Source organism: Pseudomonas oryzicola, from assembly GCF_014269185.2.
Classification (GTDB): Bacteria; Pseudomonadota; Gammaproteobacteria; order Pseudomonadales; family Pseudomonadaceae; genus Aquipseudomonas; species Aquipseudomonas oryzicola.
In genome coordinates this window covers 1,392,567-1,407,233 of sequence record NZ_JABWRZ020000001.1, presented here as the reverse complement: position 1 = coordinate 1,407,233, position 14,667 = coordinate 1,392,567, and the positions used below count along the sequence as shown (strand labels likewise).

The following is a 14,667-nucleotide window of genomic DNA, read 5'->3' as shown; positions in this document are numbered from 1 at the left end:
AAGCCCTATCCCAGACGTTGAGCCATGGACCTCATCATCGCCCGCCCCGAAGGCCTGTACTGCCCGCCCGGTGATTTCTACATCGACCCCTGGCGGCCCGTGGGCCGCGCTGTGATCACCCATGGCCACGGCGACCACGCCCGCATCGGCAATGGCCATTACCTGACCGCCAGCGCCGGCGCCGGCATCCTGCGCAGCCGCCTGGGCCAGGACATCAATTTGCAGACCCTGCCCTACGGCGAACGCCTGCTGCACCATGGTGTGACCCTGAGCCTGCACCCGGCCGGGCACGTGCTGGGCTCGGCACAAGTGCGCCTGGAATACCAGGGCGAAGTCTGGGTCGCCTCCGGCGACTACAAGGTCGAGCCCGATGCCACCTGCACCCCCTTCGAACCGGTACCCTGCCATACCTTCATCACCGAATCGACCTTCGGCCTGCCCATCTACCGTTGGCCCAGCCAAGGCGAGATCTTCGCCGCCATCAATGCCTGGTGGCGGGCCAACTGCGCACAGGGCAAAGCCAGCGTGCTGTTCTGCTATGCCTTCGGCAAGGCCCAGCGAATCCTCCACGGGCTGGACGCCAGCATCGGCCCGATACTCGTGCATGGCGCCGTCGAACCACTCAACCGGGTGTACCGTGACGCCGGCATCCGTCTGCCGGAAACCCGCTATGCCGGCGATATCCCGCGCAACGACCCACTGCTGCGCCAGGCGCTGGTCCTGGCACCGCCTTCCGCCAGTGGCAGCAGCTGGATGCGCCGTTTCGGCGATTACAGCGATGCTTTCGCCAGTGGCTGGATGCTGTTGCGCGGCACCCGCCGACGGCGCGGGGTAGATCGCGGCTTCGTGCTCTCGGACCATGCCGATTGGCCGGGGCTGCTCTGGGCCATCGGCCAGACCGGCGCGGAACGGGTGATGGTCACCCACGGGTCAGTCAATGTGCTGGTGCGCTACCTCAATGAACAAGGCCTCGATGCCCGCGCCTTCGCCACTGAATACGGCGAGGAGGACGACGCTGTCGCCACGGAGCCAGACGCATGAAAGCGTTCGCCGAGCTGTACCTGAGGCTGGATGCGACCACCTCCAGCGCCGCCAAGCTGCAGGCCTTGCGTGACTATTTCAGCACCGCCCCGGCTGCGGATGCCGCCTGGGCCGTGTACTTCCTGGCTGGTGGTCGCCCTCGCCAACTGGTGCCTACGCGGGTGCTGCGGGAGCTGGCCAGTGCGTTGGCGGGGCTCCCGGACTGGCTGTTCGAGGAAAGCTACCAAGCCGTTGGCGACCTGGCCGAAACCATTTCCCTGCTGGTGCCGGCAAGTCATCACGCGGGCGACGATGTCCTGGCCCATTGGGTCGAACACCATCTGCTGCCATTGCGCGGCCTGCCTGTCGAACAACTCCAGCAACGTCTGCCGCCATTGTGGGCACAGCTGGACCGCCCCAGCCTGATGCTGTGCCTGAAGCTCATCACTGGCAGCTTTCGCGTTGGCGTATCGAAGCTGCTGGTTACCCGTGCCCTGGCGCAACTGGCCGGGCTGGATGCCAAACGCGTGGCCCAGCGCCTGGTCGGCTACACCGATATCAGCCACCGCCCCACCGCCGCCAGCTACCAACAACTGGTCGCACCGGCATCAGACGATGAACATGGCCAGCGTGGCGGCCAGCCCTACCCGTTTTTTCTGGCTCACCCTCTGCAAGTACCGACCGAACAGTTCGATGCAGTGCTCGGCCCACCGAGCGACTGGCAGATCGAATGGAAGTGGGACGGCATCCGCGCCCAGGTGGTCAAACGCGACGGCCAGCTGTGGGTCTGGTCACGCGGCGAGGAACTGGTCACCGAGCGCTTTCCCGAGCTGCACAGCCTGGCGCAGACACTGCCCGACGGGGTCGTGCTCGATGGCGAGCTGCTGGTGTGGAAACCGGGCAACTCGGCGCCGGAGCTGGCGGTACAGCCCTTTGCCCTGTTGCAGCAGCGCCTGGGCCGCAAGACCTTGGGCAAGAAGCTGCTGGGCGATGCGCCGGTGGTACTGCAGGCCTACGACCTGCTGGAATGGCAAGGCGAGGACTGGCGCAGCCGGCCGCAGCACGCGCGCCGTCGGCAGCTGGAACGTGTGCTTGAGGAATACCCACTGGCCCCGGTGCTGCTCTCGCCGTTGCTCGAAGGCCCGGACTGGGCCGACCTTGCCCGCCAGCGCGAACAGTCACGCAGCCTGGGGGTGGAAGGCTTGATGCTGAAGCAGCGCGAAGCCTTGTATGGCGTGGGGCGGACCAAGGACATGGGAACCTGGTGGAAGTGGAAGATCGACCCGTTCAGCGTCGATGCGGTGCTGATCTATGCCCAGCGCGGCCATGGCCGGCGGGCCAGCCTGTACAGCGACTACACCTTCGCCGTGTGGGATGCACCGGCCGGCACCCCGGGGCGGGCGCTGGTACCTTTTGCCAAGGCCTATTCGGGGCTGAGTGACGAAGAGATGCGCAAGGTCGACGCCATCATCCGCAAGACCACGGTCGAAACCTTCGGGCCGGTCCGTAGCGTGACACCAACGCTGGTGTTCGAGTTGGGCTTCGAGGGAATAGCCCTGTCCAGAAGGCACAAGAGCGGCATTGCCGTGCGCTTCCCGCGGATGCTGCGCTGGCGGCTGGACAAGCCGGTTGAAGAGGCGGATGACCTGGCGACCCTGCAGGCACTGCTGGCTTGAGACAATTCGGAGCGCGCGGGCTGCTTCGCGTTCGTCCGACAGATACCGGATGAGGCACAGTCACGGAATCTATGCTTCTATCTGTGTGCCGACCCGTGTCGCAGACCGTTTTCGCCACGCAATCAGGACGACCATGCACCATTCAACCCACGACCTGCTCTCCCCCGTTCCGGGCATCACCCGCCAGTTGCACAGTTTCCACTTCGGCCCTCGCGGTGGCGGCAAGGTGTATATCCAGGCCTCGCTGCATGCCGACGAGTTGCCGGGTATGCTGGTGGCCTGGCATCTCAAGCGCCGCCTGGCTGAACTGGAACAGCAAGGCCGCCTGCAGCGCGAGATCATCCTGGTGCCGGTGGCCAACCCGGTCGGCCTGGAACAGGTGCTGCTGGACGCACCGCTGGGGCGTTTCGAACTGCAAAGCGGTGAGAACTTCAACCGCAACTTCGTCGACCTGTCGGACAACATCGGCGACCAGATCGAAGAACACCTGACCCAGGACCCGACCCATAACCTCGCCCTCATCCGCGAATACCTGCGCCGTGGCCTGGATGCGCACCCTGCGCGCACGCCGCTGCAAGCCCAACGCCTGATCCTCCAGCGCCTGGCCTGCGATGCCGATATGGTGCTGGACCTGCATTGCGACTTCGAAGCAGTGGAGCACCTGTACACCACGCCGGACGCCTGGGCGCAGATCGAACCCCTGGCCTGCTACCTGGGCGCGCAGGCCAGCCTGCTGGCCACCGACTCGGGCGGGCAGTCGTTCGATGAATGCTTCAGCCTGGTCTGGTGGCAGTTGCAGCAGCGCTTCGGCAAGCGCTTCCCGATTCCGCTAGGCTGCTGCTCGGTGACTGTCGAGTTGCGCGGCCAGGCCGATGTCAGCCATGACCTGGCCAGCAAGGACTGCCAGGCGATCCTCGACTTCCTGACCTATAGCGGGGTCATCGAAGGCGCCCACGCCGCCCTGCCCGCGTTGCGCAGCCCCGCTACCCCACTGGCCGCCGTCGAGCCCGTGATCGCCCCGTTGGGCGGGCTGCTGGTGTACCACGCCAAGCCTGGGCAAACCCTCGAGGCTGGCCAACTGATCGCCGAAGTCATCGACCCGCTCAGCGACCGCGTGACTGCCGTGCGCAACAATCAGCCCGGCCTGCTGTATGCGCGCAGCGTACGGCGCATGGCCACCGCCGGCATGGTCATCGCCCATGTGGCCGGTGAGCAGGTATGCCGCAGCGGCTACCTGCTGGCCAACTGATCAGGTAAAACCATTGCATCTGGCGGGTTGTCTGTAGAAACACAGCCCGCCAAGGACGCCATGCCGATGCCCGCCGCCACCGACCTCGCCAGTGCCTGGTTCGCCAAGCGTGGCTGGAAGCCGTTCGCTTTCCAGCGCCGTGTCTGGGCCGCCGTGGCGCGCGGCGAATCCGGCCTGCTGCATGCCAGTACCGGTGCCGGCAAGACCTACGCGGTATGGCTCGCCGCGCTGCGCGCCTTCAAGGCCGAAACCCAGGGTCGTCAGGCTGCACCATTGCAGGTGCTGTGGGTTACGCCGATGCGTGCCCTGGCGGCTGACACCGCCCGCGCCCTGCAGGCGCCACTGGACGAGCTCGGGCTGCCCTGGAGCGTGGGCGTGCGCAGCGGCGATACCGGCAGTGCCGAACGTGCCCGACAAGCGCGGCGCCTGCCCAGCGCGCTGGTTACGACCCCCGAAAGCCTGACCCTGCTGCTGACCCGGGCACAGGCCCGCGACGATTTCGCCACGCTGCGCCTGGTGGTGGTGGACGAATGGCACGAACTGCTGGGCAACAAGCGCGGGGTACAACTGCAACTGGCCCTGGCCCGCCTGCGCCACTGGCAGCCTGGCCTGCCTACCTGGGGCCTGTCCGCCACCCTCGGTAACCTTCAGCATGCGTTGGATGTGTTGCTGCCCCAGGGCGGCCTGCTGGTACAAGGCAGGCAAGACAAGCCGCTGCTGGTCGATACCCTGCTGCCAGCAGCCATCGAGCGCTTCCCCTGGGCTGGGCACATGGGCCTGAAGATGCGTGATCAGGTCTGCCAGGAGATCGATGCCAGCAACAGCTGCCTGGTATTCACCAACACCCGGGCACAGGCTGAACTGTGGTACCAGGCCCTGCTCGACGCACGCCCCGACTGGGCCGGGTTGGTCGCCCTGCACCACGCTTCACTGGCTCGGGAGACCCGTGACTGGGTGGAGCGCAGCCTCAAGCAGGGCAGCCTGAAAGCGGTAGTCTGCACCTCCAGCCTGGACCTGGGCGTGGACTTTCTACCAGTGGAGCGGGTGCTGCAGATCGGCTCAGCCAAGGGCATCGCCCGGCTGATGCAGCGGGCCGGGCGTTCCGGTCACGCGCCAGGGCGGCGCTCGCGAGTTACCTTGGTGCCCACCCACAGCCTGGAGCTGGTGGAGGCTGCCGCCGCCAGGCAGGCCCTGGCCGCCGGGCACATCGAGGCCCGTCATTCGCCACGCCTGTGCATGGACGTGCTGGTGCAGCACCTGGTCAGCATGGCCCTGGGCAGTGGTTTTCACGCCGAACTGCTGCTCGAGGAAGTGCGCAGCACCTGGGCCTTTCGCCAGTTGCGCGACAGCCAGTGGCAATGGGCGCTGGACTTCGTCTGCCATGGCGGCAGCTCGCTCAGCGCCTACCCCGACTACCAGCGGGTCGAGCGCCAGGCCGACGGCATTTACCGGGTCGCCAGCGAACGCTTGGCGCGCCGCCACCGCATGAGCATCGGCACCATCGTCAGCGACGCCAGCCTGCAACTCAAGTACTGGAGCAAGGGCGGTGGGGGCAAAGCGCTGGGCAGTGTCGAAGAAGCCTTCATCGCCCGTTTGCGGCCCGGTGATACCTTGCTGTTCGCCGGGCGCGTGCTGGAACTGGTACGCGTGGAAAACATGACCGCCTACGTGCGCCGCAGCAGCGCACGCAAGGCGGCGGTTGCCCGCTGGAACGGCGGCCGCATGCCACTCTCCAGCGAACTGGCCGAGGCTCTGGTCGAGCAGTTGGATGCAGCAGCGCAAGGGCACTTCGAAGGCCCGGAGATGCGTGCAGCACGCCCGCTGCTGGCCTTGCAGGCGCAGTGGTCGGCGCTGCCTTGCACCGAAACCTTGCTGGCCGAAACCTTCAAATCCCGCCAGGGCTGGCATCTGTTTCTGTACCCGTTCGCCGGGCGCATGGCCAACCTTGGCCTGGCCAACCTGATTGCCTGGCGGGTGAGCCGCGTGCAGCCGCTGTCGGTCTCGATCGCTGTCAACGACTATGGCTTCGAACTGCTCAGCCCCGGCAACGTGGATTGGGCGACCCACCTGCCGCAGGCACTGGCTACAGAGCACCTGCTCGACGACGTGCTGGCCAGCCTCAACGCGGGTGAAATGGCATTGCGGCGTTTTCGCGAGATCGCCCAGATTGCCGGGCTGGTGTTTGGCGGCTATCCGGCAGCGCAGAAAAGCCTGCGACAGATTCAGGCGTCCAGTGGCCTGTTCTACGAGGTCTTTCGCAAGCATGACGCCGGCAACTTGCTGCTGGGCCAGGCGCGAGACGAAGTGTTGAATGAGGAACTGGAGATCGAGCGGCTGCATCGGCAACTGCTGAAAATGGAGCGCCTGCGGCTCGACCTGCGGCTGCTGCAACGGCCGGGGCCGTTGGCGTTTGCCTTGCTGGTGGAGGGCATGCGCGAAACCCTGAGCACCGAGAAACTGGCAGACCGGATTGCACGGATGGTCGCCGAACTGGAAAGCGCAGCGAGTAATACTCAATGACCGACCTATTGGCCATCGAACACTGTGGCCAGCAGCTCTGGCTGCTTTCCGACAAGGCCATCTACTGGCCGGCACGCCGCGCCCTGCTGGTCGCCGACGTGCACATCGGCAAGGCGGCAAGCTATCGCGCCCTGCACCAGCCGGTACCACGCGGTACCACTGCCGCGACGCTGGCCCGCCTGGATGCCCTGTTGGCCGCGCATGATTGCGAGCAACTGATCGTTCTGGGCGACTTCCTGCATGCACGCGCGGCGCGAGCGCCAGCGACGCTGGCCAGGCTGCAGGCCTGGCGCGAACGGCACAAGACCGTGAAGATCGTGCTGATACGCGGCAATCATGATCGCAGCGCCGGCGATCCACCCACTTCTCTTGGCATCGAGGTACTGGACGAACCCTGGCTTCTGGAACCCTTCGCGCTACAGCACGAACCGCATGCTCATCCAACACACCCAGTGCTGGCCGGCCATGTCCACCCGGTCTTGGTCCTGCGCGGCAAGGCGCGACAGCGCCTGCGCCTGCCGTGCTTCCTGGTCGATGGCCAGGTCAGCCTGCTGCCGGCGTTCGGCGAGTTCACCGGGGGTTGGGAAATTACGCCTACGGTTACCAGCCGCGTCTTCCTGGCCGGTGCAGGGCGCGTCTGGGCGCTTTAGCGGTTCAGGCGACAGGCGCCGGAGGCGGTTCGTCAGGCAGAGTCGGCTCGCCCGGTTCCATGGGCGGTGTTTCGCCCGGCTCCGGCGGCTGTGGCGTATCTGGATCAGGCTGGTGGGGCACGCCCCCCGCCTGCATCGGCAGCGGGTGCGCCAGCAGTGACCAGGACAACAACCCCACATGGTTGGGCTGCAGGACTGCCAGCTTGGCACTGATTGCGGGATGGAGTTTCATTGGCTGCTCCTGACAAGGCCGCTGCGCATCATGCGCATCGGCATTATCCCGTTGGAGTGCCAAAGGCGCGGGTAATTCCCCGCGCTTGTCGGCTCAGGTACGCGGCAGGGTGACGCCGCGCTGGCCCTGGTACTTCCCGCCACGGTCCTTGTACGAAACTTCGCATTCTTCGTCGGACTGCAGGAACAGCATCTGCGCCACCCCTTCGTTGGCGTAGATCTTGGCCGGCAACGTGGTGGTGTTGGAGAACTCCAGTGTCACGTGGCCTTCCCATTCGGGTTCGAGCGGGGTGACATTGACGATGATGCCGCAACGGGCGTAAGTGCTTTTACCCAGGCAGATGGTCAGCACGTCACGCGGAATGCGGAAGTACTCGACGGTGCGCGCCAGGGCGAAGGAGTTCGGCGGAATGATGCAGACGTCGCTCTTGATGTCGACGAAACTACCAGCGTCGAAGTTCTTTGGGTCGACGGTGGCCGAGTTGATGTTGGTGAACACCTTGAATTCATCGGCGCAGCGCACGTCGTAGCCGTAGCTGGAAACGCCGAAGGAAATTACCCGGTTGTCCTGCTCGCCGCGCACCTGGCGCTCGACGAACGGTTCGATCATGCCGTGTTCCTGCGCCATGCGGCGAATCCACTTGTCCGATTTGATGCTCATGGCGTGGGTGTCCTAGAAGAGTTGCGAGGAGAAAAACCAGACGCGCATCTTACCGGTCCCCGCGCCCAGGTTAAAGTTCCACGCCTCATCCCGCGCCGGGCGGGGGTTGCGCCGCCGTCGATCCGAATTCGCCTAAAGCACCTTCTGACCATTGGCAGGTGGCGGAAAGTGGGTTAAGGTGACGCCACTGTGCTGCACGTGACACCGAGAATCTCTAGTTTGATGCACGATCCTGATCGGCCCATCGCTGAATTTTCTGCTCTCTTTGCGCTCAGTCCCGGGCAGGGTTTTTCCTGACCGTTATCAAATTGTCCAAGGAGACAGAAAAATGTCCAACCGTCAATCCGGTGTTGTTAAGTGGTTCAACGATGAGAAAGGCTACGGCTTCATCACCCCTCAGTCGGGCGATGACCTGTTCGTGCACTTCAAAGCCATCCAAGCTGACGGCTTCAAAACCCTGAAAGAAGGCCAGGCTGTTACTTTCGTCGCTACCCGCGGCCAGAAAGGCATGCAGGCTGAAGAAGTTCAGATCGCCTAAGTCGATCGAAGCTTCCTGGCTTTCAAAAAAACCCGCCTTCCGGCGGGTTTTTTTATGCCTGGCCGAAAGACCGAGTCGCCTGCATCGCGGGCAAGCCCGCGAAGAGAGCGACACGATCTGACAGGTCAATCTTCGCTGATGGTAATGCTAGGCATCGCCGGCGCAGCAGCTTCCTGCAGCACGATCCGCGCGCCCACCTGGCGGGCCAGTTCCTGATAGATCATGGCGATCTGGCTTTCCGGCTCGGCGATCGCGGTCGGCTTGCCATTGTCGGCCTGTTCACGGATAAGCATCGACAGCGGCAACGAGGCCAGCAGGTCGACACCATACTGGCTCGCCAGCTTTTCGCCACCGCCTTCACCGAACAGGTGCTCGGCATGGCCGCAGTTCGAGCAGATGTGCACGGCCATGTTCTCCACCACCCCCAGGACCGGGATGTTGACCTTGCGGAACATCTCCACGCCCTTCCTGGCATCCAGCAAGGCCAGATCCTGCGGAGTAGTGACAATGACCGAGCCTGCCACCGGCACCTTCTGCGCCAGGGTCAGCTGGATATCACCGGTGCCCGGCGGCATGTCGATCACCAGGTAGTCGAGGTCGTCCCAGGCGGTCTGGGTCACCAGTTGCAGCAGCGCACCGGAAACCATCGGCCCCCGCCAGACCATCGGCGTGTTGTCGTCGGTGAGAAACGCCATGGACATCACTTCCACGCCATGGGCCTTGATCGGTACGAACCACTTCTGTTCACGGATCTGCGGGCGGGTGCCTTCGGCAATACCGAACATCACACCCTGGCTGGGGCCATAGATATCGGCATCGAGAATACCCACCCGCGCACCTTCGCGGGCCAAGGCCAGGGCCAGGTTGGCCGCGGTGGTCGACTTGCCCACTCCGCCCTTGCCCGAGGCCACGGCGATGATGTTCCTGACATTGGCCATGGCCGGCACCTGGGCCTGGGCCTTGTGTGCAGCGACCACACAATCGATCGACACCTGGGCATTGCTGACGCCTTCAAGGTTGCCGATGGCGGTCTGCAGCACCTGGGCCCAGCCGTTCTTGAACAGCCCTGCGGCATAACCCAGCTGCAACTGCACGCTGACCTGCCCGCCCTGGATATCGATAGCGCGCACGCAGCCGGCGCTGACCGGGTCCTGGTTCAGATAGGGGTCGGTGTACTGGCGAAGCACGCCTTCGACGGCGGCACGGGTGACGGCACTCATGGAGACTCCCATTGGCAAACTGAATGTAAAACAGGCGCCTATCCTAACCCGTCAATCGTCAGCAGATGTGCATGCGGGGTGAAATATCTTCGCCAGCCCTTTATAGTGGCCGATCAACCTCATTTTTACCCCGTCGCCAGATAAGTAGCCGAGCCACCATGTCCGAGCCACGTCAGATTCTCGTCACCAGCGCCTTGCCCTATGCCAACGGATCGATCCACCTTGGCCATATGCTCGAGTACATCCAGACAGACATGTGGGTCCGCTTCCAGAAGCTGCGTGGCAACCAGTGTATCTATGTGTGCGCCGACGATGCTCACGGTTCGGCCATCATGCTGCGCGCAGAGAAGGAAGGCATCACTCCGGAACAGCTGATCGCCAACGTCCAGGCCGAGCACAGCAGCGACTTCGCCGACTTCCTGGTGGACTTCGACAACTTCCACTCCACCCACAGCGAAGAGAACCGCGAGCTGTCGAGCCTGATCTACACGCGCCTGCGTGAAGCCGGGCACATCGCCACCCGCTCGGTGACCCAGTATTTCGACCCGGAAAAGGGCATGTTCCTCGCTGACCGGTTCATCAAGGGCACCTGCCCCAAGTGCGCCGCCGAAGACCAGTACGGCGACAACTGCGAAAAATGCGGCGCCACCTACGCGCCCACCGAGCTGAAGAACCCCAAGTCGGCCATCTCCGGCGCCACCCCGGTACTGCGCGATTCCCAGCACTTCTTCTTCAAGCTGCCGGACTTCCAGGCCATGCTGCAGCAGTGGACCCGCAGCGGCACGCTGCAGGACGCGGTGGCCAACAAGCTGGCCGAATGGCTGGACTCGGGCCTGCAGGAATGGGATATCTCCCGTGATGCGCCGTATTTCGGCTTCGAGATCCCGGGCGAGCCAGGCAAATACTTCTACGTATGGCTGGATGCGCCGATCGGCTACATGGCCAGCTTCAAGAACCTCTGCGCACGCCGCCCGGAGCTGGACTTCGATGCCTTCTGGAACGAGGGCTCCAAGGCCGAGCTGTACCACTTCATCGGCAAGGACATCGTCAACTTCCATGCCCTGTTCTGGCCGGCCATGCTCGAGGGCGCCGGCTTCCGCAAGCCGACTGCGGTCAACGTCCACGGCTACCTGACCGTGAACGGAGCCAAGATGTCCAAGTCGCGTGGCACCTTCATCAAGGCCCGCACCTACCTTGACCACCTGCAGCCCGAATACCTGCGTTACTACTACGCGGCCAAGCTGGGTCGTGGCGTCGATGACCTGGACCTGAACCTGGAAGACTTCGTGCAGAAGGTCAACTCGGACCTGGTCGGCAAGGTAGTCAACATCGCCAGCCGCTGCGCCGGTTTCATTCACAAGGGCAATGCAGGCGTGATGGTGGCCGGCGATGCCGCACCGGAGCTGAGCGAAGCCTTCCTGGCGGCCGCCCCATCAATCGCCGATGCCTATGAAGGGCGCGACTTCGGCCGTGCCATGCGCGAGATCATGGCACTGGCTGACCGCGCCAACGCCTGGATCGCCGACAAGGCACCATGGTCGCTGGCCAAACAGGAAGGCAAGCAGGACGAAGTACAGGCCATCTGTGCACAGGGCATCAACCTGTTCCGCCAGCTGGTCATTTTCCTCAAGCCGGTGCTGCCGCTGTTGGCTGCCGACGCCGAAGCCTTCCTCAATGTGGCCCCGCTGACCTGGAACGACCACCAGTCGCGTCTGGAGAATCACCAGCTGAACCCGTTCAAAGCGCTGATGAGCCGCATCGAACCGGCCAAGGTCGAAGCCATGGTCGCCGCCAGCAAGGAAGACCTGCTGGCCGCCGAAGCCAAGGCCCCGGTTGGCAACGGCGAGCTGGCCAAGGACCCGTTGTCGGCAGAAATCGAGTTCGATACCTTCGCGGCCGTCGACCTGCGCGTAGCACTGATCGTCAAGGCCGAAGCCGTGCCGGGTGCCGACAAGCTGCTGCAACTGACCCTGGACATCGGCGACGAGTGCCGCAACGTGTTCTCGGGCATCAAGTCGGCCTACCCTGACCCGTCCAAGCTGGAGGGTCGCCTGACCATGATGGTGGCCAACCTCAAGCCGCGGAAGATGCGCTTTGGGGTATCCGAGGGCATGGTCATGGCGGCCGGCCCTGGCGGGGAAGAGATCTACCTGCTGAGCCCGGACAGCGGTGCCAAGCCCGGCCAGCGCATCAAGTAACTGACCTGCGGGGCGGCTTTGCGGCCCCGCAGGGCTCCCCCCGCCCCGGACAATCGCCACGATTCCCGCTATCGTCATTGCATGAGCGATTACCTTCTGGTCCTGATCAGTGCGGCGCTGGTCAATCACCTGTGCCTGTCGCAAACGCCGGGCCCCGGGCTGCACCTGCATGTGCATGGCTTTGCCTGCGCGCTGTGCATCGCACTGGGTGCGATCGGCGCAAAGCTGGCGATGCCCCTGCTGGCCGAAGGTCTTGAGCTGTTCCTGCTGCTGCCCTGGCTGGCACTGCTCGCCTGGGGTGTGCCGTGGCTGCTGACACGCTGGCAACCCAGCTGGCCAGTGGCGCAACTTCCAGCGCTGCTACTGAGCAACGCGGCGGTGCTCGGGTTGGCCCTGCAACAGGCAAGCGACCAATACACAGGGTTTGCCACCTTGCGGCAAGGGCTGCTGGCTGGCGGCAGCTTCTGGCTGGCGCTCGCCTTGTTCGCCGATTTGCGCCAGCGCTGCACCCATGCCGACATCCCCGGGGTGCTGCGCGGCCTGCCGATCGAGTTGCTCGGTGCCGGGGTGATGGCCATGGCATTTTCCGGCCTCAACGGGTTGTTCAGCCAATGAGCGCCAAGCCCGACCCGCGGCTGCGCACCAGCATGGGCCTGGTGTTGCTGGCCTGCGTACCCGGCTTGCTGGTGCTGTCATGGCTACACGGCTGGGGATTACTGCTGAACCTGGTGCTGTGCGCCAGTGCTGCAATGCTGTGCGAAGCACTGCTGCTGCGGTTACGCGGGCAACCGCCGAGCCCCGTGCTGAACGACGGCAGCGCGCTGGTGACCGCCGTGCTGCTGGCCGCCGCCCTGCCCACTCTGGCGCCGTGGTGGCTACCGGTGGCCGCCGCCAGCATTGCCATCGGTATCGGCAAGCAGGCCTTCGGCGGAGTGGGACGCAACCTGTTCAACCCGGCCATGGTCGGTTATGCCTTCGTGCTGCTGAGCTTCCCGCTGCAGATGAACCATTGGCCGGGGCCTGCACCCGGCCTGCTCGACAGCCTGCAACAAGTCTTCGCCGGCGGCGACCAGATCGATGCCTGGGCCCGGCCGACACTGCTCGACGGCCTGCGCCACAACCGCAGCCTGACCATCGATGAGCTGTTCGCCAGCCACCCGGGCTTTGGCAGCATCGGCGGGCAGGGCAGCGAATGGGTGAACCTGGCGTTCCTGCTTGGCGGCCTGTTCCTGCTGCAGCGCAGGGTGATCAGCTGGCATGCGCCGACTGGCTTGCTGGCAGGCCTGTTGCTGTTCAGCCTGCTGGGCTGGAACGGATCGGGCTCGGACTCCAACGGCTCGCCCTTGCTGCACCTGTTTTCCGGCTCGACCATGATGGCCGCATTCTTCATTGCCACCGAACCGGTCTCCGGCCCCCGGCATGAGCGGGCCAGGCTGCTGTTCGGCGTAGGGGCGGGCTTGCTGATCTACCTGATCCGCACCTGGGGCAGCTATCCGGATGGCACGGCGTTCGCCATCCTGCTGATGAACCTTCTGGCGCCGGGGCTCGAGCGCCTGGCGGCGCAGCGCCAGCAGGTTGCCCGATGAATCGCCTGGTTCGCGATACAGCGCTGTTGCTGGTGATTGCGGCACTGGCCGTGTCGGCTACTCTGGCCTGGCGGCACTGGACCCGCCCGGCCATCGCCGATGCCGCAAAACAACTGCAAAGCCGTCAGCGGCTGGCAGTGCTGCCCGACGGCAGCTACGACAACCAGCCACTCGACGATCCGCTGCCCAGGCCCGCCGCACAGCGACCGAACAGCCGCATCGTAGCCGCTTACCGGGCGACACTGGCAGGGAAACCGGCCGCCATCATTCTGGTTACCCAGGCCCAGGGCTATGCCGGCCCGATCGCGCTGAGCGTCGCCATTGCCAAAGACGGTCGACTGATCGGCAGCCAGGTAATCGATCAACAGGAAAGCCCCGGGCTGGGGGCACGCCTGGGTGATCCACAGGTGAACTGGTTAGGGCAATTTGCCAATCGACAGCTGGGCGACCACTGGGCGCTGAAACGTGACCAGGGCGACTTCGACCAGTTGGCCGGCGCCACCGTGACCTCACGTGCCGTGATCAGCGCACTGCAAGAGGCGCTCAGTTATTTCGACGAGCAGCGCAGCGTGCTGCTGGAGGGCACCCTGCATGAATAGGTTTTATCTGCTTGGCGCAAGCCTGGTGCCGCTGTTGGGCGCCACCCGGACCCTGAGCGAAGGCGCTACCATTGGCGTGTGCGCGGTGCTGATGAGCGGCCTGCACCAGTTGCTGCTGGCGCCTCTACGCCACAGGCTTGCCACTTGGGCGCTCACACTGGCCAGCCTGCTGCTGCTGGCGGCGCTGGCCAGCTGCCTGCAACTGGCTCTGCTTGCCTGGCTGCTACCACTGGCGCTCGCCCTCGGCCACTACCCCGCGTTGCTATGCCTGCAATGCCTGGCCACTGACCACTTGCTACCCAACCAGGGGCGCTGGCGGCTGCTTGCCAGGTACCTTGGCGCACTGCTTGCCAGCTGCCTGTTGCTCGGCGCCAGCCGGCAATGGCTAGCCGAGATTGCCGGCCTGCACCTGGCCAGCCTGGCCCCCGGCGCCCTGATACTGCTCGGACTGCTGTGGGCCTTGTACAATCGCCTGCGTACAGGCCCTGCCCACCCACGTCGTCAAGGAACAACCTGATT

General features: G+C 64.7%; 14 protein-coding genes. 11 read left to right on the top strand and 3 right to left on the bottom strand.

Features of this window, described 5'->3' with window-relative positions; translation table 11 throughout:
• The first annotated feature begins 24 nt into the window (after positions 1 to 24).
• The 5 genes from HU760_RS06390 (at position 25) to pdeM (ending at position 7,115) form a co-directional block, all read left to right on the top strand.
• Positions 25 to 1,041 carry a ligase-associated DNA damage response exonuclease gene (locus HU760_RS06390; protein ID WP_186677765.1) on the top strand — a complete coding sequence of 339 codons (1,017 nt, stop codon included), beginning with the start codon at positions 25 to 27 and terminating at the stop codon, positions 1,039 to 1,041.
• A complete protein-coding gene (locus HU760_RS06385) occupies positions 1,038 to 2,696 on the top strand; it encodes an ATP-dependent DNA ligase (RefSeq protein WP_186677763.1) in 1,659 nt (552 codons plus the stop codon). Before HU760_RS06390 ends, HU760_RS06385 begins: the two co-directional genes overlap by 4 nt.
• Before the next feature lie 133 nt (positions 2,697 to 2,829).
• On the top strand, positions 2,830 to 3,945 hold the full coding sequence (locus HU760_RS06380; RefSeq protein ID WP_186677761.1) for a succinylglutamate desuccinylase/aspartoacylase family protein: 1,116 nt from the start codon (positions 2,830 to 2,832) through the stop codon (positions 3,943 to 3,945).
• Between the two features lie 66 nt (positions 3,946 to 4,011).
• Positions 4,012 to 6,465 (top strand): ligase-associated DNA damage response DEXH box helicase, encoded by a 2,454-nt coding sequence (locus HU760_RS06375; RefSeq protein ID WP_186677759.1) that lies wholly within the window; start codon positions 4,012 to 4,014, stop codon positions 6,463 to 6,465.
• Positions 6,462 to 7,115, top strand: a complete 654-nt coding sequence (gene pdeM / locus HU760_RS06370) for a ligase-associated DNA damage response endonuclease PdeM (RefSeq protein ID WP_186677757.1) — start codon at positions 6,462 to 6,464, stop codon at positions 7,113 to 7,115. The genes HU760_RS06375 and pdeM overlap by 4 nt, the downstream gene beginning before the upstream one ends.
• A 4-nt stretch (positions 7,116 to 7,119) precedes the next feature.
• On the opposite strand, the gene HU760_RS06365 is transcribed toward pdeM, so the two are convergent.
• Positions 7,120 to 7,347 (bottom strand): hypothetical protein, encoded by a 228-nt coding sequence (locus HU760_RS06365; protein WP_186677747.1) that lies wholly within the window; start codon positions 7,345 to 7,347, stop codon positions 7,120 to 7,122.
• Between the two features lie 93 nt (positions 7,348 to 7,440).
• Positions 7,441 to 8,007 carry a dCTP deaminase gene (dcd, locus tag HU760_RS06360; RefSeq protein ID WP_003254920.1) on the bottom strand — a complete coding sequence of 189 codons (567 nt, stop codon included), beginning with the start codon at positions 8,005 to 8,007 and terminating at the stop codon, positions 7,441 to 7,443.
• Between the two features lie 328 nt (positions 8,008 to 8,335).
• Between dcd and HU760_RS06355 the strand changes: the two genes are divergently transcribed.
• Positions 8,336 to 8,545 carry a cold-shock protein gene (locus HU760_RS06355; protein WP_003254922.1) on the top strand — a complete coding sequence of 70 codons (210 nt, stop codon included), beginning with the start codon at positions 8,336 to 8,338 and terminating at the stop codon, positions 8,543 to 8,545.
• 125 nt (positions 8,546 to 8,670) lie between these two features.
• On the opposite strand, the gene apbC is transcribed toward HU760_RS06355, so the two are convergent.
• A complete protein-coding gene (gene apbC, locus HU760_RS06350; protein ID WP_186677743.1) occupies positions 8,671 to 9,765 on the bottom strand; it encodes an iron-sulfur cluster carrier protein ApbC in 1,095 nt (364 codons plus the stop codon).
• A 158-nt stretch (positions 9,766 to 9,923) separates the two neighbouring features.
• On the opposite strand from apbC, the gene metG reads away from it, so the two are divergent.
• The 5 genes from metG to HU760_RS06325 all read left to right on the top strand — a co-directional run bounded on the left by metG (position 9,924) and on the right by HU760_RS06325 (position 14,665).
• Positions 9,924 to 11,963, top strand: a complete 2,040-nt coding sequence (gene metG / locus HU760_RS06345; RefSeq protein ID WP_186677741.1) for a methionine--tRNA ligase — start codon at positions 9,924 to 9,926, stop codon at positions 11,961 to 11,963.
• 81 nt (positions 11,964 to 12,044) lie between these two features.
• Positions 12,045 to 12,578, top strand: a complete 534-nt coding sequence (locus HU760_RS06340) for an Rnf-Nqr domain containing protein (protein WP_186677736.1) — start codon at positions 12,045 to 12,047, stop codon at positions 12,576 to 12,578.
• Positions 12,575 to 13,549, top strand: coding sequence for an RnfABCDGE type electron transport complex subunit D (locus HU760_RS06335; RefSeq protein ID WP_186677734.1), 975 nt, complete (start codon positions 12,575 to 12,577; stop codon positions 13,547 to 13,549). The genes HU760_RS06340 and HU760_RS06335 overlap by 4 nt, the downstream gene beginning before the upstream one ends.
• The gene (locus HU760_RS06330; protein ID WP_186677727.1) at positions 13,546 to 14,148 is read left to right on the top strand and encodes an RnfABCDGE type electron transport complex subunit G; all 603 of its coding nucleotides are present in this window, start codon (positions 13,546 to 13,548) and stop codon (positions 14,146 to 14,148) included. Before HU760_RS06335 ends, HU760_RS06330 begins: the two co-directional genes overlap by 4 nt.
• Positions 14,141 to 14,665, top strand: a complete 525-nt coding sequence (locus HU760_RS06325) for an NADH:quinone oxidoreductase (protein WP_186677724.1) — start codon at positions 14,141 to 14,143, stop codon at positions 14,663 to 14,665. Before HU760_RS06330 ends, HU760_RS06325 begins: the two co-directional genes overlap by 8 nt.
• Positions 14,666 to 14,667: the final 2 nt, after the last annotated feature.